The following is a 23,342-nucleotide window of genomic DNA, read 5'->3' on the forward strand; positions in this document are numbered from 1 at the left end:
CCGCGTGTGACCATCGAAGGGTGAGCGTGGAGACGAAGACCGCCGTCGAGCCGGTGCGCCGCAGGCGGACCGGCCGGGTGGTCGCGGGCGTGGCCGGCGGTGTCGCCGACCACCTCGGCATCGAGGTGTTCTGGGTGCGGGCGGCGTTCGCCGCGCTGACCGCGCTCAACGGCGTCGGCGTGATTGCGTACGGCCTGCTGTGGCTGTTCGTGCCCCAGCGGTCCGCCGGCGAGCCGGAGGAGGCGCCGAACCCGAGGGAACGCCAGCAGGCGCTGGGACTGGTCGCCCTGGGCATCGGCGCGGCCGTGCTCGCCGGCCTGTTCTCCGGCCCGCTCAGCGGCTGGATCGCCGGACCGCTGGCCGTCGCCCTCGTCGGCGCGGCCGTGGTGTGGCGGGAGGCCGACGAGGCGCAACGCCGCCGGTGGCGTGACGGTGCGAAGTCCGGGATCCTCGGCGGCACGGGCCGCAGCACGATCGTGCGGGTCCTGGCGGGCGTGGCGCTGGTCGCCATCGGCATCGGCGTGCTGCTGGTCAACAGCTACGGCGTCGACCAGCTCCGGTTCGCGCTGCTGGCCGTGGTGGCCACCCTGGGCGGGGTGGCGGTGCTCACCGTGCCGCTGTGGATCAAGTTGATCAACGACCTGGGCGAGGAGCGCCGGGTCCGCATCCGCACCGAGGAGCGCGCCGAGATCGCCGCCCACCTGCACGACTCCGTGCTGCAAACGCTCGCCCTGATCCAGAAGCAGGCCGAGCAGCCGCGCGAGGTCAAGCGCCTGGCCCGCGGCCAGGAGCGGCAGCTGCGCGAGTGGCTGTACGGGCGGGTCGTGGAGGACAACGACCAGCCGACCACCATGTCCGCCGCCATCGCCAAGGCGGCGGGCGAGGTGGAGGACAGCTTCGCGCTGGCCGTGCAGCAGGTCGTCGTCGGCGACTGCCACCTCGACCCCAACCTGTACGCGCTGGTGCAGGCCGCCCGCGAGGCGATGGTCAACGCGGCCAAGCACGCGGGCGTGGCCGAGGTCAGCGTGTACGGCGAGGTCGAGCCGGAACGCGTCACCGTGTTCGTCCGCGACCGGGGCAAGGGCTTCGACCCGAAGACCGTGCCGGAGGACCGGCATGGCCTCGCGGACTCGATCGGGGGGAGGATGGACCGGCACGGCGGCGAAGTCCGGATCCGCACCCGGGTGGGTGAGGGCACGGAGGTGCAGCTGATGATGCCGAGGAAGACCGCAGACAAGAGAGAGACGGGGGCCAGGACATGACCGTTCGGGTGTTCCTGGTGGACGACCACGCGTTGTTCCGCGCCGGGGTGCGGGCCGAGCTGGACTCGATCACCGACGAGATCGAGGTCGTCGGCGAGGCCGGTTCGGTCGGCGAGGCGGTGGCGGGCATCGGGCACCACCGCCCGGACGTGGTGCTGCTGGACGTGCACATGCCCGACGGCGGTGGCGCCGAGGTGCTGCGGCAGGTGCGCACCGCGCTGCCCGAGGTGGTGTTCCTGGCGCTGTCGGTGTCGGACGCGGCCGAGGACGTCATCGCGGTCATCCGCGCCGGCGCGCGCGGGTACGTGACGAAGACCATCTCCAGCCAGGAGCTGGTGCGCGCGGTCGTGCGCGTCTCGGAGGGCGACGCGGTGTTCAGCCCGCGGCTGGCCGGGTTCGTGCTGGACGCGTTCGCCGACCGGCCGGGCGCGGCCCCGATCAGCGACCCCGAGCTGGACCTGCTGACCCCGCGCGAGCGGGACGTGCTGAGGCTGCTGGCGCGCGGGTACGCGTACAAGGAGATCGCGTCGGAGCTGTTCATCTCGGTGAAGACGGTCGAGACGCACGTGTCGAGCGTGCTGCGCAAGACCCAGCTGTCGAACCGGTACGAGCTGTCGCGCTGGGCGTCGGACCGCCGGCTGGTCTGACGTCGGGCGCCGGGGCCTACTCCAGCTGCTGGGACGAGAAGATCTGCAACCTGCCCCCGTCCGGCCACACGCCGAGCTCGTACCGCCCGTGCGACGCGGTGCCCTCGTGCGAGAAGTTCACCCGGACCCGCACGGCGTACCTGGCCGAGGCGACCTCGACGACCTCGATGCCGTCGACGCCCACGTCGTCGTACTGGCTCCAGAACGCCTGGTACTCCTCGAACGGCCGCTGGAACGACGCGGCCAGGTTCGCGTAGGCCGCCGCGGGGTCCTCGGGCAGCGCCTCGTAGTGCCTGCGCACGAGTTCGGCCGCGTCGCCCGCCGCGAGGCCCAGGGACGGCGACGTGGTCGGGCCGGCCTCCCCGGACGACCAGGGCTGGAGCGCCGCCACCGCCACCGCTCCCGCGCCGAGCAGCAGCACGATCGTCGCCACCACCGGCGCCGGCCACTTCCTCCGCTGCCGGCCCGCCCCGGGCTCACCCGCTCCCGCACCGGGCAGCTCGCCGTCGCCCGGCCCCGCCTCGGCCCGCCCCGGCTCCCGCCCGGACTCCGATTCGGCCGGCTCGGGCCCGGCCGGCTCCGGCTCGACGGGCTCTGCCTCGGCGGGCTCCGGCTCGACCGGCTCGGGAGTGACCCGCTCCGACTCGGCACGCCCTGCCCCTGCACGCCCTGACTCGGCGCGGTCGACGCCAGGCTTCCGGACCGCGACCGTCTCCGCACCGGCCCGCTTCGCGCCTCGCGGCTGGAGCCCGGTCCGCTCCGGACCGGTCAGCAACACGCCCGCCTCCGCCGCCGTGGGCCGTTCCGCGGGATCGGACGCGAGCAACCTCATCAGCACACCCGTCAACGCCCCGGAGCGCCTGGGCGGCTCGATCCGCCCCGCCGCGGCCCGGTACAGCAGCCCGAAGCTGTTGTCGCTCACCCCGTGCGGCGACTGACCCTCGATCGCCGCGTACAACGTCGCACCCAGCGAGAACACGTCCGACGCGGGCGACGGCTGCTCGCCACGCGCCACCTCGGGCGCCAGGAACGCCGGGGTGCCGGTGATCATGCCGCTGTCGGTCAGCGTGCCGTCCCCCGCGGCCCGCGAGATCCCGAAGTCGGTCAGCTTGACCCTGCCGTCGTGCCCGATGAGCACGTTGGACGGCTTCACGTCCCGGTGCACGATGCCCGCCGCGTGCGCCGCGGCCAGCGCGGACGCCACCCGGCCGCCGATCCGGGCCACCTCGTCCGGGTCCAGCCCGCCCCGCTCGGCGAGCAACCCGGCCAGGCTGTGCGCGGGCAGGTACTCCATGACCAGCCACGGCCGGTCGTCCTCGACCACCACGTCGAACACGGAGATCGCGTCGGGGTGCTGCAACCGCGCCGCGTTGCGCGCCTCGCGCATGGCCCGCGCCCTGGCCACCTCGGCCGCGTCGGCCGCCAGGTCGGGCCACCGGAGCTGCTTCACCGCGACCTCGCGGTCCAGCAGCTCGTCCCGCGCCCGCCAGACGACACCCATCGCGCCGCTGCCGACCCGCTCGACCAGCGCGTACCGGCCGCCGACCGTCCCCGCTCCCGCCCCTGTCCCCCCGGACTCCGCCACGCCAGCAGGTTAGGCGATGGCGTGGGTCGGAGTGGTCAGTTGGTCGAGACCAGCTTGGCCAGTTCGCGGTCGAAGTCGATCCACAGGTCCTCCTCGCCGGGCTGGACCACGTCGTAGGTGAGGTCCAGGAACTCGGCGATGTCCTCGGCGTCGGCGGACAGGATGGCGAAGCCGGTGGGCGCGTTCAGCTCCACCAGTACGCGCTCCGGGTCGTCGGCGGCCGGCCGGACGAGGATGTCGCCCTCGCCGGACGAGGTCAGCAGGCCGTCCGCGAGCAGGTCGCGGGCGAAGATCCACTCGACCTTGCCCTGGCCGGTGTGGAACAGCACGGCTACCGCGTACGGGTCCTCCGGTTCGTAGTGGAGCTCGGCCTCCACCGGTGCCGGGGCCACGCCCGGGACGAGGAGGTGGAACGTCGTCGTGATGGTGATGCTGTCGTTGCTCATGCCTGTGGGTTCCCTTCCGCGGTCGTCCCTCTCATGTGAGGAGACGTCCGAGAGGGCGAATCGGGACGTGGTTCGCGTGAACACCACGCGATCGGGGGAGACCTGTGTCTCAAGTCCACCCGTTTGCCCAGGACGGTCGTCTCAGTTGGCCGCGGAGCACACCGTACCGATGGGTAACACTGCGTTATCGCAGGTCACTTGAGCGTAGTCATCTTCGCGGCCACCGGCTCGGCGGCGGGTCCGACGACCGGCTCGGCCACCGGCACGATCGCCGTCGCGGGCTGCTTGCGGGTCAGTGCGACGCCGACGAGCACCACGACCATGCCCAGCACGACCCGGAGGTTGAGCGCCTCGCCGAGGAACAGGGCGCCCAGCAGCACCGACACCACGGGCAGCAGGTAACCGACCATCGTGGCGTTCGTCGCGCCCTCGTCCTCGATGACGCGGTAGTTCAGCACGAACGCCACCCCCGTCCCGAACACGCCCAGGATCGCCACCGCCACCAGCGGCTGCCAGGACAGGTGCACCGGCTGCAACCCGGCCACCGGCACCACGGCGGCCGTCATGCCCGCCGCGGCCACGAGCTGCGTCGAGGAGATCTGCATCGGGGTCAGGCCGCGCCCGGACACCTTGCGGCCGATGTAGGCGTAGCTGATCGCGTAGGACGCCGCGGCGGCCAGGCACGCCAGCGCGCCCCAGCTCGCCAGCCCGGCCTTCTGCCACGGCGCGAAGATGAGCAGCACGCCCGCGAAGCCGAGCCCGAGACCCGCGAACCGGGCCGGGTTGCGCTGCCGCTCGGTGCCCAGGGCCAGTCCGATGCCCAGCGCCCACAGCGGCGTGGTGGCGTTCAGCACGCCCGCCACGCCCGAGTCCACCGTCTGCTCGCCCAGCGCGAACAGCGCGAACGGCACCACGCTGCCGAACACCGCCGCGAAGCCCAGGTGCAGCCACGACGTCCGATCGCGCGGCAGCCGCTGCTTGTTCCAGTAGACCAGCGCGACCAGCACCGCCGCGCCGAGCACCGTGCGGGTGAGCGTGATCTGGACCGGCGAGAGCCCGGTCAGGGCGATCTTGATCCACAGGAAGCTGGAGCCCCAGAGCAGGGCCAGGACACCCATCCTGATCAGCGTGCCAGGCTTGTTCACGGCCATACTCTGCGCGAGCACGAAGTATCAGCACAAGTGAATAGAACTGCACGATTCTTAAGCAGCGCTGTACGGTTGGGTCATGTTGGACGTGCGACGCATGCAGGTGCTCCGGGCCGTGGTCACCACCGGCTCCATCACCGCCGCGGCGGTCAACCTCGGGTACACGCCCTCGGCCGTCAGCCAGCAGGTCTCGGCGCTGGAGAAGCAGGCGGGCCTGCCCCTGCTGGACCGGGTCGGGCGCGGCGTGCGGCCCACCGTGGCGGGCAAGCTCCTCACCGAGCACGCCGCCCTCATCACCGATCGGCTGGTCGAGGCCGAGGCGGCCCTGGCCGACCTGCGCGCGGGCCGCACCGGGCGGCTGCGGGTGCGCTACTTCGCCACCGCGGGCGCGGCCCTCGTGCCGCCCGCCGTGGCCCTGTTCCGGGCCGCGCACGCCGACGTCCGGCTCGACCTCAAGCTGACCGAGCCGGACGACCCGATGGTCGAGGTCGAGGCCGGGCGCGCCGACGTCGCCATCGTCGTGCACCACCGGGAGAGCGGGACCCCGCGCGGCGTGCACCTCGTGCACCTGCTCGACGACCCGTACCTGGCCGTACTGCCGCGCGGGCACGAGCTGACCCGCAAGCGCGTGGTCGACCTCGCCGACCTGGCGGACGAGCAGTGGGTGGACGCCGTGGCGCCACCCGGGCCGTGCCGCGACATCGTGCTGGACGCGTGCGCGGGCGCCGGGTTCGCGCCCAACGTCGTGGTCGAGGCCGACGACTACCCGACCGCGCAGGGTTTCGTCGCGACCGGGCTCGGCGTGACCATCGTGCCCAAGCTCAGCCTGGGCGTCGTGCACCCCGGGGTGGTGGTCCGCAAGCTGCGCCACCCCGAGCCGACCAGGACCATCTGCGCGGCGATCCGGGAGGACGGCGTCCGCTCACCCGCCGTGGCGAGCCTGCTGGACGCCCTCAAGGCCTCGACCCGCTAGGTCAGGCCTTGCCCATCGGGTCTTCCTTGTCGATGAGCAGGTACTCGCCCTGCCACTCCAGGGCGACCAGCTTGCGCTCCCGGCTGACCGAACCGTCCTTCATGGTGTAGGTCAGGACGACCTCGAACGCGTAGGACGAGTTGTCCTTCATCTCGTCGAGGCTGACCGACTTCACCTTGTCCCACCAGGCGCGGTAGGAGTCGATCCCGCCGGAGGTGCCCTTCATCTTCGCGCTCAGCCGGCTGAACCCGCCGTCGACGTCCTCGGGCATCGACGCGAAGTAGTCGCGGATCGCCTGTTGCTGCTGCTGGACCGTCGGCGGCGTGGTGACCTTGACCGGCGGTTCGACCGGCTTCTTCGACGGCGTCACCGACGCCTCGCCGCCCGCTTCCACCGCCGTGCTCGACGCGGGCGGGGTGGCCAGGTCATCGGGGGTGTCGTCACCGCTGGACAGCACGCTGGCCAGCAGGATGCCGACGACCGCCGCGGCCGCGATGGCCAGCGCGGTGACCACGGCGGACCGCTTGCTCCTCATCGGACCGCCCGCCGGTCTCGACGCGCCGAACGGGCGGGCCGGCGGCGGGTTGGGCCCCGCCTGGCGCGGCGGCGTCGCCGGCGGGGTCGGCGCGGGAGCCACCCTGGTCGCGGAGTGCGGCGGTGTGCTCGGCGCGGCCTGCTGGGCCGCCGGGGCCGGCGCCCGGGTCGGCTGGGCCTGCACGGGCGCGCCCTGCCACGACGGCGGGTGCGTCTGCGGCAGCGCCACCGGGAACTCCGGCGCGGCCCGACCCGCCGCCACCGCGGCCAGCGCCTCGCGGGCCTCGGCCATGGTGGGCCGGTCCTCCGGCTCGGCGCGCAGCAGGCGCATCAGCAGCGCGGTCAGCGGACCGGCCTGCTTCGGCGGGACCACCTTGCCCGACGCGACCTGGTGCAGCAGCGCGATGGTGTTCTCGTTCAAGCCGAACGGCGGTGCGCCCTCGATCGCCGCGTACAGCGTCGAGCCCAGCGAGAACACGTCCGACGGCGGGCCCGGGTCGTAGCCCTTGGCCACCTCGGGCGCGAGGTAGGCGGGCGTGCCCGCGAGCATCCCGGTCGCGGTGACCGTGACGTCGCCGGTGGCCCGCGAGATGCCGAAGTCGGTGATCTTCACCGTGCCGTCGTTGCCGAGCAGGATGTTGCCCGGCTTGATGTCGCGGTGCACGATCCCGGCGTTGTGCGCGGCGGCCAGCGCGGAGGCGACCTGCGAGCCGATCGACGCCACGTCGCGCGGCGGCAGCGTGCCCCGCTCGGACAGGGCCGTGGACAGGCTCTTGGACGGCAGGTACTCCATCACCAGCCAGGGCTGGCCGTCGTCCTCCGCCACGTCGTAGACCGCGATCGCGTGCGGGTGCTGGAGGCGGGCGGCGATCCGGCCCTCGCGCATCGCGCGGCGCTTGGCCTCGTCCGTGTCGGACTCGGCCAAGCCGGGCTGGAGCAGGAGCTGCTTGACCGCGACCGTGCGGTGCAGTCGCTCGTCGTGCGCCTGCCAGACGATGCCCATCGCACCGCTGCCGATCCGCCGGCCAAGTCGGTAGCGGCCGGCAACCAGGCGGCCATCGTCGCTCACGGCGTGCTCCCAGTAGCTGCTAGGGCTTCATTCAGTGGCGAACGACCAGACGCCACTAGGACAAGAACGTTGCGTCACCCGAACGGGTTCGGCACCACCTTACGAGGTTCACGATCCGCCCGGTCCCACAGTGGGGGGTGTCGTGGTCGTCGTGGTGGTGGTCGTGGTCGGCTTCACCGAACTCGGCGGCGGTGCGGTGGTGGTCGTCGGGGGTGGTGGAGTGGTCGTCGTCGTGGTCGTGGTGGTGGTCGGCTCGGTCGTCGTGGTCTGCTCGACCGTGACCGTCTGCGTCTCCACGGTCGTCGTGGGGGCCTGCGTCGTGGTCGTGGTGGTCGGCGTGGCCGACGACGAGCTCGTCCCGCCCACGGGCGGCGTGACCGGGTCCTTCCGGCCGAACCAGTCCAGCGCGACCGCCAGCGTGCCCAGCAGCAGCACGATCGCGAGCACCACCGCGGCGATCACCAGCGGGCGGTTGTTGGACCGCTGCGGCGGCGGTGGCGCGGCGACCGGCGTGGAGCCGCCCGTCGACCGCGGACCGGGTCGCACCACGCGGGTGCGGTCGGCGTCCAGCACCGCCGTGGCTCCCGCGGGCACCGGCGCGAACCCCGGCGAGCTGGCCGGCAGCAGGCCGGTCAGGCTGGGGTTGCGGCCGTGCGCGACCGCGCTGAGCATGTCGCGGGCCTGCGCCATGGTCGGCCGGTCGGCCGGGTCGTAGTTGAGCAGCCGCAGCAGCACGTCGGTCAGCGGGTGGTCGACCGTCGGCGGGTTGATCCGGCCCGCCGCGACGGCGTGCAGCACGCCCAGGGTGTTCTCCGACAGCCCGAACGGCGGCTCGCCCTCGGCCGCCGCGTACAGCGTCGAGCCGAGCGAGAACACGTCCGAGGCGGGCGTCGGGTCCTGGCCGCGCGCGATCTCCGGGGCCAGGTAGGCCGGGGTGCCCGCGATCAGGCCGGTCTTGGTGACCGTGACGTCGTCGCTGGCCCGCGAGATGCCGAAGTCGGTGATCTTGACCAGGCCGTTGTCGGCCAGCAGCACGTTGCCGGGCTTGACGTCGCGGTGCACGATCCCGGCGGCGTGCGCGGCGGCCAGCGCGGCGGCGGCCTGCATGCCGATCTGGGCCACCTCGACCGGGTCCAGCGGGCCGTGCTCGGCCATCGTGTCGGCCAGGCTGTAGGACGGCAGGTACTCCATGACCAGGCACGGAGCGCCGTTCTCCTCCACCACGTCGTAGACGGCGATGGCGTTGGGGTGGTGCAGCTTGGCGGCGATGCGGCCCTCGCGCATGGCGCGCTGGATCGCCTCGTCCTGCTCGCGCTCGTCGAGGCTCGGGGCCAGCAGCAGCTGCTTGATCGCCACGATCCGGCCGAGGCGCTCGTCCTGGGCCCGCCACACGACGCCCATCGCGCCGCTGCCGATCCGGTCCAGGAACCGGTAGCGCTCGGCGATGACGCGACCGTCGTTGCTCACCGTTCCACCTCGCTGGGGCGCTGCGTGACCGCGGCAAGGGCTGCAGGTCTCACGCTCGGGCTCCTCGTCGTGCGGATCGGTGCGCGGAACAGGCTAGGCCACCGCTCGCCCGCAGAGCCTACCCCGGCCGTGACTACGGCTTTCGAGCCGTTGCGCAGGTCACGTGAGTCGAGGGGTGACCGGGAAGGGATACCGGATACCGGCGCGTAAGGACACCCGTTCGCACGAAGATCGCCAGTTTTGCGGCCGAACGGGCTAACTGCTCGGTACGTCACTCGTTCGGATGATCCGCTCGGCCGGGACGGACAACACGGACCCACCGCTCGGGCACGCCGGGCGGTGGGGTGGGGGAACGCCGGTGCGGAGGTCAGCCGGCCGGGGCGAAGAAGTCGAACCCGCCGATGGGGTTCAGGATCCCGCCCAGGTCGAGGTCCAGGCCCAGGCCCGAGCCGTCGTCGGACGGCGGGGTGCTCGGCGTGGACGAGGGCGGCGGCGTGGTGGACGACGGCGTGGAGGACGAAGACGGCTGCGAGCTGCTGCTCGGCGGCGGTGGCGTCGTGGTGGTCGTGCTCGGCGGCGGGGTCGTCGTCTGCTCGCTGCTGGAGCTCGGCGGCTGCGTCGTCGTGCTCGACGGGGTCTGCGTCTGCGCCTGCTGCTGGGCCGTGGTGGTGGTCTGCTGCTGCTGCGTGACGGGCCGCGGAGCGCGCTGGGTCGTCGTCTCCGGCGCCTGCTCGGGCGTCGTGGTGGTGGTCTCGGCCTGCGCCGGCTGTCCCTGCTGCTGGGCCGCCGCGGCGGCGAGGTCCTTGGTGAGGGTGTTGGTGGCGCGGGCCGCCGGGCGGGCGTCGAAGCGCACCTCCGCCAGCGGGCGCTCGTCCGGGGACGACATCAGGTTGGTCGCGGTGAACGCGACGGTGCCGGCGAGCACCACGCCGCCGCTGGCCATCGCGACGAGCTTCGGCACGGAGAACCCGCCGCCGCGCTCCTCCTCACCGGCGCGCCCCTCGCGGCGCAGCAACTCGGTGACGTGCAGCTCGCGGCCCGAGAGGTTCGTCGCGGCCGCCGCGAGCGCGGCCGCCGGGAAGCGCACGGTCTCCTCGTCGTCGGCGTGCTCGGTGGCCCGCCCGGTCGCCCGGGTGCCGACCGCGGCGGGGGTGATCCGGTCCGCGGCTCCGTCGGAGGTGATCCGCGGGATCGGCTGCGTCTCCGCCTCGCGCCTGGCGAGCAGGTCGGCCACCGACAGCTTGGCTGTCGAGCCATCCTGCCGACGGCGTTTGTCGTCGTTCGACACCGATGGACACCTTTCCCGGGAGTGCAGTGCGCTACTGACCGGGACCATGGATACCGAATCGTGACCGTCTACGTAACCCCTTTGAGTGAAGTTTCCTACGGAATCAGGGGTCTTCTGAACGCTGGGTGAACAGTTCGCGCGTGATCACTACGGAGAGTCAGCGTCGCTGCGCCGACAGGATCTCGGTGGCCACGATGCGCGGGACGCTCGTGTCGGTCAACCGGAAAAGCTGCTCGACGCGCAGCCAGCGACCGGTGCGCTCCTGCATCGACACCACCGCCAGCACCCCGCCGTCCGGCCGCAGCGCGGTCGACTCGATCGTGATCGCCTGCACGTGACCCCACGACTCCGCGAAGTCCCGCGCGCTGCCGCCGAGCAGCTCCGGCGACAGCATCCGGGACGCCTCCGCGGGCTTGGCGGGCAGCAGCTCGAAGAACCGCCGCACGATGTCGACCTGCGGCTGCGGCCCCACGCTCACCCGGGGCGGCGGCACCATCACGGGTGATTCCAGCGACACGTCGTTCGACGCGGCCTGCCGGGCCGCCACCGGGACGCGTGCGGGCCGCCCGCCCCCCAGCTCGGCCGAGAGCAGGTCGGGTCGCAGCGCGGACGAGCCGGTGATCGACCCGGGCGGCTCCACCCGCGGCGGCTCGGGACCGTCGGCCCGCTTGGCGGCCAGCACCGAGGCGGCCGCGATCGAGGCCAGCAGCACGACCACCCCGGTGGCCACGCCGGCGAGCTTCGCCGCGCGGGTGGGGCGTCCGGCGGGCGGCGCCGGGTCGTTCGGCACCGGGTCGTTCGGCGCCGGCCGGTCGGTGGCCGGGCCGTGGCCGGCGGCCTGCTCGCGGTGCCGGACCCGCGCCGGCGCGGGCTGCTTGCGGATCAGCTCCGCCACCGTGACCGAACCCGCGCGGTTGTGCCTGCGACCGCTCGTCGTAGGGCGCTGCACTGGCGACTCCCTCGGTCGTGTCGTCGCCGAAACTCGTACCGTGGTGGACCGGCGGGAAGCCAGCTCAGCGAGGGACTTCACTCGTTCGTGGCGGCCAGTGGTCGAAACCCGTCGCTCGAACGGGCGAAGGACTACGGAACGACACCCACCCGGGGTGCGGGTTCAGGCCCCGGAGGCGCGCCGTTCGCCATCGATCAGCGGCACGCCGCCGGTGGTGAACACCAGCTCGCGCCTCTCCGTGCTCCGCGACCCGTCCTTGCGGGTCACCTCCAGCGTGCTCACCGTGATGCCCCGGGTCGGGTCCACGGTGATCTCCCGCACCTCGATCAGCGACACGTCGCCGAACTCCTCGGCCAGCAGCACCTCGCCGGCCAGCCGGAACGTGTCCGACACCAGCGCCAGCGCGCTGCCGGAGTCGGCCGCGACCCCTTCGTAGAACAGCTCGGTGTTCTCCGCGATGGTCTCCGGGTCCACGATCGGCCGCGCGTCCGCGGGCACGGTGGTGACGTGCGCGGACGTCTGCGGGACCGGGGCGTCCCCGGTGCGGTCCGCCGCGGAGCCGGGCGCGGCGCGCTCACCGCTCGCGGCCACCAGGCCGTTCGCCACGGCCTCGGCGGGCTCGCGGCGCGGTGTCGGCGGCGGCGGCGCGGGCGGGGTGGTGGGGAAGCCGCTCAGCAGCGGCACGTCGGTCGGGTAGCCGGGCAGCCCGATGCGCTCCGTCGGGCCGTTCGTGCCGACCAGGCTCGCCGCGGCGACGGCCAGGCCGACCAGCACGCCCGCCGAGGACAGCACGGCGAACCAGGCGGCGAACCGCCAGGTCCGGGGCGGCGTCACGGACGCGGGCACGAGCCCGATGTTGAACTTGCCCAGCCCCATCGCGTCGGTGTCCACCAGCGGGTCGGGCGGAGGTGGTGGAGGTGGCGCCGGCGCGCGCCCGAGCGGTGTGTGGTCCAGCTCCCCGCCCATGGGCAGCCAGATCGCCGCCCCGTCCTCCAGCCGATGCCGACCCGACCGTTCCGGTTCCCCGATGTCCATGCTGTGCAGACCCCTCCCGCCCCCAGACCTGACGGCCCTCGCGGTTCTTCACCCTGATGGGTCGGACTCACCTGGTGGGTTTCCCGGTGGCGCGGGGAATTGGGGGTGGGACGCCGAGGACCCCGCCGCCACCTCAGGGTAGGTGCAGGGTGCACGTAGAGCTGCGCAGATCAGCCTTGTGGGGCTGATCGACACACGTAAGAGTGAACCTTCTAGCTGCCGCTGTTCAGCTTCTTCCTCGTGCCCTGGAGCGCGTTGGTGGCGGCCAGGCCGGCGCCGCCCGCGATGAGCGCGCCGATGATGTCGCCCGAGACGCCCTCGCCCGACGTGATCAGCAGGCCGACGAGCGCGATGATCGTCGTCACCCCGGCGAGGGTCCACCGGCTGCGCACGTACTGGGCGATGGGCGCGCCCGCGGCGCGCTTGGACTTGGCGGCGGAACCGAGCATCGCGAGGTACCCGTCGTGCGCCAGCGCGGCGAGCACACCCAGGATCGCGATGAGGCCCGTGATGAGACCGATGACCATGGCACCAGTGTGCCCGCGGCCAAACCCGCTGGACCATCCGTGATCGCCCTGATATCTCCCGGGGGTGGATGTCTTCTGGCACGACGCCTGCCTCGAGCACGACACCGGCGAGGGGCTGTGGGAGCTGCCCGGCCGGTGGGAGTGGCTCGACGCGCCCGAACCGCACCCGGAGAACGCGGCCCGGCTGCGCACGTTCCGGCACGCGCTGCGCCACGGCCCGGTCGCGCCGCACCTGTCGTGGTCGACCGGCCGGTTCGCCGACGACGAGGAGCTGGCCCGCGTCCACGCGCCGTCCTACCTGGCCGAGCTGCGCGCCGCGTGCCGGCAGCGCACCGCCGTCGAGGTGAACACCGTCGTCGGCCCCGGCTCGTGGGACGCGATCCGCGCCGCCGCCGGCACCTCGCTGGCGGCCTACGAGGCGGTCGCGGCCGGTCGCACGCGCCTGGCGTACGCCCTGGTCCGCCCGCCCGGCCACCACGCCCAGCCGACCGCTGCGGACGGGTACTGCCTGGTCAACAACGCCGCGCTGGTCGCCGAGACGGCCCGGCGGGCGGGCCGCCGGGTCGCCGTCCTGGACTGGGACGTCCACCACGGCAACGGCACGCAGGAGGTGTTCCGCGACACCCCCGACGTGCTCACGGTGTCCGTGCACATGCGGCACGGGCCGTGGGCCGGGAACCACCCGCAGACCGGCGCGCCCGCCGAGTCGGGGACCTCGAACATCAACGTCGAGCTGTCCCTGGGCGCGGGCGACGAGGCGTACCGGCGGGCGCTGGCCGAGATCGCGTTCCCGGCGCTGGCCGAGTTCGGCGCGGACTTCCTGGTCTGCGCGTCGGGCTTCGACGGGTCGGCGTTCGACCCGAACGGCAGGCACAACCTCACCGCCGGCGGCTACCGCGACATCGGTCGGGCGGTCTCCGGCCTCGGCCTGCCGACCGTGCTCACCCAGGAGGGCGGCTACCTGCGCGGCTACGCGGCCCTGTGCCTGCACGCCCTGGTGGAGGGACTGCTCGGCCTGGAACTGCTGGACGACCCGCTGGCCTACGTCCCGGACGACACCCAGCTGGTCGGCGCGGACCTGGCCGAGGCCAAGGCCGCGCTGACCGGCTGGCAGTTCGCCGGCGGTTGACCGCCGCCGGGCTCACCTGCCGAGGTGGCCGCGGCCCAGCTTGAGCAGGATCATGGCCAGGTCGCGGCCGTCCGGGCCGAGCTCCTTGTACCGGTTGATCACGTCGATCTCCCGGTTGTGCACGATCCGCGTGCCGCCGGCGGCCATCCGCGCCGCACCGATGATCTTGGAGACCTCGACCCGCCGCTTGACCAGCCGCAGCAGCTCCGCGTCCAGGTGGTCGATCTCCGCGCGCAGCGCGTCGATGTCCGGGTTGGTGTCGGTCTCCGCGTCGGTCTCGATCCCCGGGGCGGTTTCGGTGCTGTTCATCGTGACGACCTCTCGACTCTGGTTGGAGTCCCAGCCCTGGCAGCAGCGAAGCCCCGGGGTCCGAGGACTCCGGGGCTTCGTGGTGGCTTGTCGGCGCTAGCGGTCCACGGGAGCCGGAGTCCGGTTCCCGTAAAAAAACTCGAAGTGGGCCATGCGCACCCGCTCATCATGCCACAGCCACGGGCTGTCGGTGGTACCCGGTAACGTGGACAGGCGATGAGCGCCTTGTTCGACTTGCCTGCAAGTCCCCCTGCCTCCCGGTCCGCGCGGCTGCTCGAAGACCTCAACCCGTCCCAGCGTCGGGCCGTCGAGCACTCGGGCGCCCCGCTGCTGGTCGTCGCGGGTGCGGGCTCGGGCAAGACGCGCGTGCTCACCCGTCGGATCGCCTACCTGCTCGCCGAGCGCGACGTGCACCCCGGTGAGGTCATGGCGATCACCTTCACCAACAAGGCCGCCGCCGAGATGAAGGAGCGCGTGGCCGACCTGGTCGGCGCGCGGGCCCGCTCGATGTGGGTGTCCACGTTCCACTCGATGTGCGTGCGGGTCATGCGCCGCGAGGCCAAGACGCTCGGCATGTCGTCGAACTTCTCCATCTACGACTCCGACGACACCCGCCGGCTCATCACGCTGGTGGCGCGCGACCTCGACCTGGACCCCAAGCGCTACCCGGCCCGCACGCTGGCGATCCACATCTCGAACCTGAAGAACGAGCTGGTCGACGCCGCCACCGCCAAGGAGCGCGCGACCAACGACCTGGAGCGCCGCGTCGCCGAGGTCTACGAGAGCTACCAGCGCCGGCTCGGCGACTCGAACTCGCTGGACTTCGACGACCTGATCATGCGGACCGTCGAGCTGCTGCAGAACCACCCGGACGTGGCCGAGCACTACCACCGCCGGTTCCGGCACGTGCTGGTCGACGAGTACCAGGACACCAACCACGCCCAGTACACGCTGGTCCGCGAGCTGATCGGGACCGGCGCGGACGGCGTGCCGCCGGGCGAGCTGTGCGTGGTGGGCGACGCCGACCAGTCGATCTACGCCTTCCGCGGCGCGACGATCCGCAACATCGTGGAGTTCGAGCGCGACTACCCGCAGGCCACCACGATCCTGCTGGAGCAGAACTACCGGTCCACCCAGACCATCCTGACCGCGGCCAACGCGGTCATCTCGCGCAACCCGAACCGCCGGGACAAGCGGCTGTGGAGCGACCTGGGCGACGGCGAGAAGATCGTCGGCTACGTCGCGGACAACGAGCACGACGAGGCGCAGTTCGTCGCCAACGAGATCGACCGCCTGGTCGACACGGGCGAGGCGAACAACGGCGAGATCGCCGTGTTCTACCGCACCAACAACCAGTCGCGCGTGTTCGAGGAGATCTTCATCCGCCTCGGCCTGCCCTACCGGGTGGTCGGCGGCGTCCGGTTCTACGAGCGGCGCGAGGTGCGCGACGCCCTGGCCTACCTGCGGGCGCTGTCCAACCCCGACGACACGGTGTCGCTGCGGCGCATCCTCAACGTGCCCAAGCGCGGCATCGGCGAGCGCGCCGAGGCGTGCGTGTCGATGTACGCCGAGCGCGAGCGGATCGGCTTCGCGGCGGCGCTGCGCGACGCGGTCACCGGCAAGGTGCCGCTGCTCAACCCGCGCTCGCGCAACGCGATCGCCGGGTTCGTCGAGATGATGGACGAGCTGGGGCGGCTGGTCGAGCGCGGCGACGACGTGGCCGACATCCTCGAAGCGGTGCTGGAGCAGACCGCCTACCGGGCCGAGCTGGAGGCCAGCGAGGACCCGCAGGACCACACCCGGGTCGAGAACCTGAACGAGCTGGTCACCGTGGCCCGCGAGTTCACCGACCTGGGCACGGCGGCCCCCGCGCCCGACGAGGCGGTAGCCGATTCGGAGGGCCTGCCCGCCGAGGGCTCGCTGGCCGCGTTCCTGGAGCGGGTGTCGCTGGTCGCGGACGCCGACTCGGTGCCGGACGCGGAGTCCGACGGCGTGGTCACGCTGATGACGCTGCACACCGCCAAGGGCCTGGAGTACCCGGTGGTGTTCTGCACCGGCTGGGAGGACGGCGTCTTCCCGCACATGCGGGCCCTGGGCGACCCGACGGAGCTGGCCGAGGAGCGCCGCCTGGCGTACGTGGGCATCACGCGCGCCCAGAAGCGGCTCTACCTGTCGCGGGCGCTGGTGCGCTCGGCGTGGGGCCAGCCGTCGGCGAACCCGGCGTCGCGGTTCCTCGACGAGATCCCGGCCGACCTGCTCGACTGGCGGCGGCTGGAGCCCAAGCGCACCGCGCCGTCCGCGCCGACGTCGTGGAGCCGCGGTTCGGGCCCGTCCCGCCCGGCGCCGACGAACGCGGGCTGGAAGGACACGCCCGCGCTGAAGCTGGACGTGGGTGACCGGGTGAGCCACGACAAGTACGGGCTCGGCCGCGTGGTGGCCGTGGACGGCTCAGGGCCCCGTGCGACCGCCACGATCGACTTCGGCGGCGCGGGGACGGTGCGGCTGATGCTCATCGGCGGCGTACCCCTCGTGAAGCTCTGAGGCGCGCTCAGCCGTAGTTCGCCGTCTTACGTGTGCACAGGTGGCCGGTCGACCCCCCAGGGGGTCGTCCGGTGTTCACCTGAACGTGGCGAAATTCCCGCGCAACCCGAATCGGGCCCGTGCGTCTCTAGAGGTGTCACGAGCGGGAGGGCCGGGTCGTTCGGGGTGAGCCGGTCGGAGGGACCCGCTTGACGGCAGCGGGGGGCTGCACGGGGGTGCAGCAGGTGCGGGAGCCGTGTCGGGGCGGTGACCGCGAGAGGGGATCACCTCAGGGGGCGGTTCCACGCGGGGGAGTTCCGCACAGTGGAGGGGCCGGGCTGCTCAGCAGCCCGGCCCCTCCACTGTGCGCCGGTGACGAGCCGGATCGGCTCAGACGCTGATGCCCTTGGAGTTCAGCCAGGTCAGCGGGTTGATCTTCTTGCCGTCCGGGTTCCACACCTCGAAGTGCAGGTGCGGGCCGGTGGAGAAGCCGCGGTTGCCCATGCGCGCGATCTGCTCGCCCGCCATGACCCGCTGGCCCTTGCGCACCGAGTAGGTGTCCACGTGGCCGTAGACGGTCACGGAGCCGTCGGCGTGCTCGACCTTGACCCACAGGCCAAAACCGCTTGCGGGACCGGCCTCGATCACGACACCATCCGCGGCGGACAGGATCGGCGTGCCGATGGGGCCCGCGATGTCGATGCCGTAGTGCATCTCGCCCCAGCGACCGCCGTAGCCGGACGTGAAGTCACCCGCGGCGGGGCGGGCGAACTTGGGGCGACGCGCCTCGGCCTCTTCGGCCTCGCGGGTCTCGGTGATGTGCTGGCTCTTGACGAGCTTCTGCGCCTCGGCCGCGGGGTCGACCGTCTTGGCGACGGGCAGGACCTGCGGGGACGCGGGGCCGGTGCCACCGACGCCGAACGCGGCGGCGCCGTCGGCGGCGGCGTTCGCGAGCGGGGTGACCTCGTCGGCCTGGGACGGCGAGTCGGAGCCGAGCGCGTGGAGCGTCTGCCCCGCGCCGGCGGCGGCGAAGGCGCCGACGGCGACCGCGGCGACCACGATCCGTCCGCGCAGCGCCGAGGGCGGGGGCGGGAGCCGGTGCGTGCTCACCGTGCGCGTCGAAGCGCGGTCTACCGCTTCTTCGAGCACAGCAGAACTCGTATGGCCGCCGGGGGAGCGGTGTTGAGACAAAACCTGGCCTTCCGTCTTCGGGGAGTCCGGTCGGACTGCCGGGCGGGGGATCCCGGTTGAGCCGGTCGGGGTACCGACTCGTCGTCCTGGTTGTGACCAGACCGTGACAACGGACCGGGGGAAGATAACGGCGCGGAGCCCCTAAGGGCAATCCCCGAACCTGAACATGACCGTTTAGCGGTCAGTGGGACATCCCCGCGTATGAGTCGTCACGCAGGGTCATAATCGCCGGCGGCAAACACGGCGGGTCCAGGCACGATGGGGTGATCCAGGTTGTCGTCCGAACGTGTGAGGGCGCTCACAATGAGGTGAAGCGTGCGCGTGTCGACCGGTAGTGAAAGGTGACCTGAATCACGTATCCGGTGCTCTTCGACGACCAACGAGGGGTGCTCCAACCGGGCGTTCCGCTGGGGCACGACCACCTGGTCCATCTCGCTCCAGACCACGACGAACCTCGTCCGGCACGGGCGGGACGGTTCGGCCAATTCGGACAGCAGGTCCGATCCGGGCCTCAACTGCCTGGTCAGCGGGGTGGGCACCAGGTAGGCGGTCATCGTGCCCAGGTGCGGGGTCCCCAGCGTCACGAGCGTGCGGACGCGGGCGTCGCCGTCCAGGCGCTGCACGTAATAGCGCGCGATCAGCCCGCCCAGCGAGTGCCCCACCACGTGCACCCGGTCGGACCCGGTCTCCGCGCAGATCCGCTCGACGTGCTCCCCGAGCAGCGCCGCCGACCGCCGGACGTCCCCCGTCAACGCGGTCAACACGCTGTAGTTCACGGCGTGCACCACGCCGAAGCCACGCCTCCGCAGCGCCCCCGAAAGCACCGCGAAGGCGGACCGGTTGTCCCCGATGCCGTGCACCAGCACGATCGGGGTGCCCGCCGCTTCCATGGACGAAACCACCAGGCCGCGCTGCCGGGGCGGCAGGTGGTCGGTGCGGTAGGCGCGGAAGTGGCCGTCCGGCTTCACCTGTTCTTCCAGGACGCCCCACGGGTAGAGCACGGTGCGCGCGGCCAGCCAGGCGGCTTCGACGGCGACGCCGCGCACCCCTCCGGGTGAAGCGGCGGCCCGCAGCACACCGCCCGCGAGCCCCAGTGCCTCGCCCGCGACGGCCCGCCCGGTGTCCACGCCGGCGCCGACGCGGTCCGCCCACGACCCCACGAGACGCCGCACCGCGTCACCCATAGGGCTGAAAGTAAGTGATGCCCCCACCAACTGCGAGTACCCGACGGTCGATGTCCACAACCGCCGCCGGCCGTCCGTCGCCACCCGCCCGGTTTTGCTAGCGTCCGACCGGTGATCCGAACCGCTGAACCGGTCTCCACGGCCCCCGCGAGACTCCGGACGGCGGTGGGGGTGGCCGCGGCGGGCGCGCTGCTCACCGCGGTGGCCCCGGCTGTCGGCGTGGTCGACGGCTCCGCGCCGCCCGCGTTCACCTCCTGGCCGCTGCTCGCGCCGCTTGCCCTGCTGCCCACGGCCCTGGCCGCGCTGTTCCTGGTCCGCGGCCAGGTGCTCACCGCCGCCGCGGCCCTGGTCGCGCCGGCCGTGTTCGCCGTCGGCCGCCTGCTCGACGACCTGCACCTGCTGGTCGACCCGGTGGACGCGGCCCGGCCCGAGCTGTTCCGGCTGACCAGCCTGGAGCCCCCCGCCCCGGCGGCGGGCCTGTGGCTGCTGCTCGCCGGGCACGTCCTGCTGGTCGTCGCGGGAGTGCTGGCCACCCTCGGCGCGGAACCGGACGTGCGCAGCGAGCGGGCGAGCTTCGTGCTGCCCGCCACGGCCGGCACCCTCGCGGGTCTCGGCCTGTTCACCGCCCCGTTCACCTCGACCGACGCGCTCATCCCCGCGCGCGGCACGTTCGACTCGCCGACGCTGCCCATGCTCGGTGGCCTCGTGCTCACCCTGGCCGCGCCCGCGCTCGCCGTCCTCGCCGCCAGCGCCACCACCCACGAGGCGCGCAAGGGCGGGTTGGTCGGCCTCGCGGCCGTCGTGCTCGCCGTCGCCCTGCCGCCCGTCGTCACCGGCTTCGTCGTCGACGGCGTCGGCCCGGCGGTCGGCCCGTTCCTGGCCCTGGCCGCCGCCGTCGCGCTCGCCTGGCCGCAGCGCGCCGTCAAGGACGAGGACGTCGAGGAGCACGCCGTCGCGCTGCCGGGCGCGCGCCGGCTGCACGTCATCGCGGCCGTGCTCGGCCTGGTCGCCGCCGCGGCCGCGGCCGTCGGCGCGTCCACCGACCACCTGGTCCTGCCCGACGGCTTCCCGCCGCCGGCCGACTACGCGGCGCGCCTGCTGTGGCCCGCCGCCATCGCCACCGGCGTGCTGGCCGCCGCGCTGCCGGTCAAGGCCGCCGTCCGGCCCGCGTTCACCGTCGTCACCGCCACCGTCGCGCTGGCGGCCGCCGTCGCGCTGGACGCCGTCTTCACCGCGACCAAGGTCGACGTCGTGCAGCCCGGCGTCGGCGTGTGGTTCACCGCGGGCGCGGTCGTCGCCGCCGCGGCTGCCGCCGCCACCGCCGCCCTGGCCGGCGCGGTCGAGCGGGACGAGGTGGGCACGAGCCCGACCGAGCCCGCGCTGCCGCTGGTCGCCGCCACCCTGATCGCGGTGCTGCTCGCGCTCGGCGCGTTCGCCCTGCCCGTGCTGCGGGCGCCGGACTACGTGCCGATCGGGGCGTTCGGGCTGCGGGTCGGCTCCTCCGGCCTCCTGGTGGCGTTGCTCGCGGTGGTGGTCGCCGGGGTGGTCGCGCTCAAGGCGCGGCCCGGTCGGGGCGCGGCGCTGCTGCTCGGCGCGGCGGTCGTGACGGCCGTCCGCGCCTGGGAGTACCCGCTCACCGCCGCCCGCGCCGCCGAGGCCGCACCCGGGCCGGGGCTCTGGCTGGCCGCCGCCGCGACCGTCGCGTTCATCGTCGCGGGCGCGCTGCGGACGGCCCGCTGAATCGGTCACCCGCCGGCCGGTCCCGCCGGCGCGTGGTGATCGACCTCACCACCTCTATGACGGACTTCACGGGCGTGGGGTGCGGTGGAGTCCGGCCTGGTCGATAGTGTCTTGCGAAGCCGCGTCGAGCCGGTCCCCCCACGGCTGTGCCGGCGTTCCAGGTGATGCCTGGTACGTGTGGGCACCAGGCTCCAGCCTGGAGCGCCGGACCTCAGAGGACCGCACGACATGACGCGGTGTCCGACACCGACGTCGCAGGAGACCCGAGTGGACCTGTACGAGTACCAGGCGAAGGACCTCTTCGCCGCCCACGACGTCCCGGTACTTCCGGGCGACGTGGCGACCACCCCCGCCGAGGCCAAGGCCATCGCCGAGCGCTTCGGGCAGACCGTCGTGGTCAAGGCCCAGGTCAAGACCGGCGGCCGTGGCAAGGCGGGTGGCGTCAAGCTCGCCGAGAACCCGGACGAGACCGAGGCCAAGGCGGAGGCGATCCTCGGTTTGGACATCAAGGGTCACATCGTGCACCGCGTGCTGGTGACCCCGGCGTCCGACATCGCCGAGGAGTACTACTTCTCCTTCCTCCTCGACCGCGCCAACCGCACCTTCCTGGCCATGGCCAGCGTCGAGGGCGGCATGGACATCGAAGAGGTCGCCGCGACCAAGCCCGAGGCCCTGGCCAAGGTGCCCGTGGACGCGATCAAGGGCGTCGACCGCGCCAAGGCCGACGAGATCGTGGCCGCCGCGAAGTTCCCGGCCGAGGTGGCCGACCAGGTCGCCGACGTCATCGTGAAGCTCTGGGAGACCTTCGTCTCCGAGGACGCCACGCTGGTCGAGGTCAACCCGCTGGTCCGCGACCCCGAGGGCAGGATCGTCGCGCTCGACGGCAAGGTCACCCTCGACGAGAACGCCTCGTTCCGCCACCCCGCCCACGAGGAGCTGGTGGACAAGCAGGCCGAGGACCCGCTGGAGGCCAAGGCCAAGGCCAAGGGCCTCAACTACGTCAAGCTGGACGGCCAGGTCGGCATCATCGGCAACGGCGCCGGTCTCGTGATGTCCACGCTCGACGTGGTGGCGTACGCCGGTGAGAAGCACAACGGCGTCAAGCCCGCGAACTTCCTCGACATCGGCGGCGGCGCGTCGGCCGAGGTCATGGCCAACGGCCTGGACATCATCCTGCACGACCCCGACGTGCGTTCGGTCTTCGTGAACGTCTTCGGCGGCATCACCGCGTGCGACGCGGTCGCCAACGGCATCGTGGCCGCGCTGGGCATCCTGGGCGACGAGGCCTCCAAGCCGCTCGTGGTCCGCCTCGACGGCAACAACGTGGAGGAGGGCCGCCGGATCCTCGCCGAGGCCAACCACCCGCTGGTCACCGTGGTGGACACTATGGACAACGCGGCCGACAAGGCCGCCGAGCTCGCGGCTGCGGGGGTCTGACGATGGCTATCTTCATCACCAAGGACAGCAAGGTCATCGTCCAGGGCATGACCGGTGCCGAGGGCACCAAGCACACCAAGCGGATGCTGGCCTCCGGCACGACCATCGTCGGTGGCGTGAACCCGCGCAAGGCCGGCGAGAAGGTCGACTTCGACGGCACCGTGCTGCCGGTGTTCGGCACCGTGGCCGAGGCCATGGAGGCCACCGGCGCCGACGTCACCGTGATCTTCGTGCCGCCGGCGTTCGCCAAGGCGGCCGTGATCGAGGCGATCGACGCGGGCATCGGCCTGGCCGTCGTGATCACCGAGGGCATCCCGGTGCACGACACCGCCGCGTTCTGGGCGCACGCCGTGGCGACCGGCAACAAGACCCGGATCATCGGGCCGAACTGCCCCGGTCTGATCAGCCCCGGGCAGTCCAACGCCGGCATCATCCCGGCCAACATCTCCGGCGCGGGCAAGATCGGCCTGGTGTCCAAGTCGGGCACGCTGACCTACCAGATGATGTACGAGCTGCGCGACTTCGGCTTCTCCACCGCCATCGGCATCGGCGGCGACCCGATCATCGGCACCACCCACATCGACGCGCTGGCGGCCTTCGAGGCCGACCCGGACACCGCGGCGATCGTGATGATCGGCGAGATCGGCGGCGACGCCGAGGAGCGGGCCGCGGCCTACATCAAGGACAACGTCACCAAGCCGGTCGTCGGCTACGTGGCGGGCTTCACCGCGCCCGAGGGCAAGACGATGGGCCACGCGGGCGCGATCGTGTCCGGCTCGGCCGGCACCGCGCAGGCGAAGAAGGAAGCCCTGGAGGCGGCGGGCGTCAAGGTCGGCAAGACGCCGAGCGAGACGGCCGCCATCATGCGGGAGATCATGCAGACGATCGGCTGACGTTGAGCC

Annotated in this window: 20 protein-coding genes; 8 read left to right on the plus strand and 12 right to left on the minus strand. The window is 72.8% G+C overall.

What is annotated here, in order from left to right; translation table 11 throughout:
- Window positions 1–20: 20 nt before the first annotated feature.
- The gene (locus tag FHX81_RS24680; protein WP_246107958.1) at window positions 21–1,262 is read left to right on the plus strand and encodes an ATP-binding protein; all 1,242 of its coding nucleotides are present in this window, start codon (window positions 21–23) and stop codon (window positions 1,260–1,262) included.
- Window positions 1,259–1,909 (plus strand): response regulator, encoded by a 651-nt coding sequence (locus tag FHX81_RS24685; RefSeq protein ID WP_053721568.1) that lies wholly within the window; start codon window positions 1,259–1,261, stop codon window positions 1,907–1,909. Before FHX81_RS24680 ends, FHX81_RS24685 begins: the two co-directional genes overlap by 4 nt.
- 16 nt (window positions 1,910–1,925) lie before the next feature.
- Here the strand turns inward: FHX81_RS24685 and FHX81_RS41360 are convergent, their stop codons facing one another.
- The 3 genes from FHX81_RS41360 to FHX81_RS24700 form a co-directional block, all read right to left on the minus strand.
- Window positions 1,926–3,494 carry a serine/threonine-protein kinase gene (locus FHX81_RS41360; protein ID WP_246107959.1) on the minus strand — a complete coding sequence of 523 codons (1,569 nt, stop codon included), beginning with the start codon at window positions 3,492–3,494 and terminating at the stop codon, window positions 1,926–1,928.
- Between the two features lie 35 nt (window positions 3,495–3,529).
- Complete coding sequence (locus tag FHX81_RS24695; protein WP_053721570.1) at window positions 3,530–3,940, minus strand: SsgA family sporulation/cell division regulator; 411 nt, start codon at window positions 3,938–3,940, stop codon at window positions 3,530–3,532.
- A 194-nt stretch (window positions 3,941–4,134) separates the two neighbouring features.
- The gene (locus FHX81_RS24700) at window positions 4,135–5,091 is read right to left on the minus strand and encodes a DMT family transporter (protein ID WP_141984113.1); all 957 of its coding nucleotides are present in this window, start codon (window positions 5,089–5,091) and stop codon (window positions 4,135–4,137) included.
- 76 nt (window positions 5,092–5,167) lie between these two features.
- Between FHX81_RS24700 and FHX81_RS24705 the strand changes: the two genes are divergently transcribed.
- Window positions 5,168–6,061 (plus strand): LysR family transcriptional regulator, encoded by an 894-nt coding sequence (locus FHX81_RS24705; RefSeq protein WP_141980381.1) that lies wholly within the window; start codon window positions 5,168–5,170, stop codon window positions 6,059–6,061.
- A gap of 1 nt (window position 6,062) precedes the next feature.
- Here FHX81_RS24705 and FHX81_RS24710 read toward each other — a convergent pair whose 3' ends face one another.
- The 6 genes from FHX81_RS24710 to FHX81_RS24735 all read right to left on the minus strand — a co-directional run bounded on the left by FHX81_RS24710 (window position 6,063) and on the right by FHX81_RS24735 (window position 12,930).
- On the minus strand, window positions 6,063–7,664 hold the full coding sequence (locus FHX81_RS24710; protein ID WP_141980382.1) for a serine/threonine-protein kinase: 1,602 nt from the start codon (window positions 7,662–7,664) through the stop codon (window positions 6,063–6,065).
- A 108-nt stretch (window positions 7,665–7,772) separates the two neighbouring features.
- Window positions 7,773–9,131, minus strand: coding sequence for a serine/threonine-protein kinase (locus FHX81_RS24715; protein WP_141980383.1), 1,359 nt, complete (start codon window positions 9,129–9,131; stop codon window positions 7,773–7,775).
- Between the two features lie 367 nt (window positions 9,132–9,498).
- Window positions 9,499–10,419 (minus strand): hypothetical protein, encoded by a 921-nt coding sequence (locus FHX81_RS24720; protein WP_141980384.1) that lies wholly within the window; start codon window positions 10,417–10,419, stop codon window positions 9,499–9,501.
- A 157-nt stretch (window positions 10,420–10,576) separates the two neighbouring features.
- Window positions 10,577–11,314, minus strand: coding sequence for a hypothetical protein (locus tag FHX81_RS24725; RefSeq protein ID WP_141980385.1), 738 nt, complete (start codon window positions 11,312–11,314; stop codon window positions 10,577–10,579).
- A gap of 216 nt (window positions 11,315–11,530) precedes the next feature.
- Window positions 11,531–12,403, minus strand: a complete 873-nt coding sequence (locus FHX81_RS24730; RefSeq protein WP_141980386.1) for a hypothetical protein — start codon at window positions 12,401–12,403, stop codon at window positions 11,531–11,533.
- A gap of 212 nt (window positions 12,404–12,615) precedes the next feature.
- The gene (locus FHX81_RS24735; RefSeq protein ID WP_141980387.1) at window positions 12,616–12,930 is read right to left on the minus strand and encodes a hypothetical protein; all 315 of its coding nucleotides are present in this window, start codon (window positions 12,928–12,930) and stop codon (window positions 12,616–12,618) included.
- Window positions 12,931–12,994: 64 nt separating this feature from the next.
- On the opposite strand from FHX81_RS24735, the gene FHX81_RS24740 reads away from it, so the two are divergent.
- Window positions 12,995–14,059, plus strand: coding sequence for an arginase family protein (locus FHX81_RS24740; protein WP_141980388.1), 1,065 nt, complete (start codon window positions 12,995–12,997; stop codon window positions 14,057–14,059).
- Window positions 14,060–14,071: 12 nt separating this feature from the next.
- Here FHX81_RS24740 and FHX81_RS24745 read toward each other — a convergent pair whose 3' ends face one another.
- On the minus strand, window positions 14,072–14,368 hold the full coding sequence (locus FHX81_RS24745; protein WP_141980389.1) for a chorismate mutase: 297 nt from the start codon (window positions 14,366–14,368) through the stop codon (window positions 14,072–14,074).
- A 216-nt stretch (window positions 14,369–14,584) separates the two neighbouring features.
- Between FHX81_RS24745 and pcrA the strand changes: the two genes are divergently transcribed.
- Window positions 14,585–16,909 carry a DNA helicase PcrA gene (gene pcrA / locus FHX81_RS24750; RefSeq protein WP_141980390.1) on the plus strand — a complete coding sequence of 775 codons (2,325 nt, stop codon included), beginning with the start codon at window positions 14,585–14,587 and terminating at the stop codon, window positions 16,907–16,909.
- Window positions 16,910–17,278: 369 nt separating this feature from the next.
- Here pcrA and FHX81_RS24755 read toward each other — a convergent pair whose 3' ends face one another.
- A complete protein-coding gene (locus FHX81_RS24755) occupies window positions 17,279–17,998 on the minus strand; it encodes a M23 family metallopeptidase (protein WP_246107960.1) in 720 nt (239 codons plus the stop codon).
- Window positions 17,999–18,288: 290 nt separating this feature from the next.
- On the minus strand, window positions 18,289–19,263 hold the full coding sequence (locus FHX81_RS24760) for an esterase/lipase family protein (RefSeq protein WP_141980391.1): 975 nt from the start codon (window positions 19,261–19,263) through the stop codon (window positions 18,289–18,291).
- Window positions 19,264–19,374: 111 nt separating this feature from the next.
- Between FHX81_RS24760 and FHX81_RS24765 the strand changes: the two genes are divergently transcribed.
- From FHX81_RS24765 to sucD, 3 genes are all read left to right on the plus strand, one after another.
- Window positions 19,375–21,003 carry a hypothetical protein gene (locus FHX81_RS24765; protein ID WP_141980392.1) on the plus strand — a complete coding sequence of 543 codons (1,629 nt, stop codon included), beginning with the start codon at window positions 19,375–19,377 and terminating at the stop codon, window positions 21,001–21,003.
- A gap of 267 nt (window positions 21,004–21,270) precedes the next feature.
- Entirely contained in the window at window positions 21,271–22,440 is a 1,170-nt protein-coding gene (sucC, locus tag FHX81_RS24770) for an ADP-forming succinate--CoA ligase subunit beta (RefSeq protein ID WP_141980393.1), read from the plus strand.
- A gap of 2 nt (window positions 22,441–22,442) precedes the next feature.
- Window positions 22,443–23,333 carry a succinate--CoA ligase subunit alpha gene (gene sucD / locus FHX81_RS24775; RefSeq protein ID WP_141980394.1) on the plus strand — a complete coding sequence of 297 codons (891 nt, stop codon included), beginning with the start codon at window positions 22,443–22,445 and terminating at the stop codon, window positions 23,331–23,333.
- Window positions 23,334–23,342: the final 9 nt, after the last annotated feature.

Origin of the sequence: Saccharothrix saharensis (genome assembly GCF_006716745.1) — a bacterium.
In the GTDB taxonomy this organism is placed as follows: Bacteria; Actinomycetota; Actinomycetes; order Mycobacteriales; family Pseudonocardiaceae; genus Actinosynnema; species Actinosynnema saharense.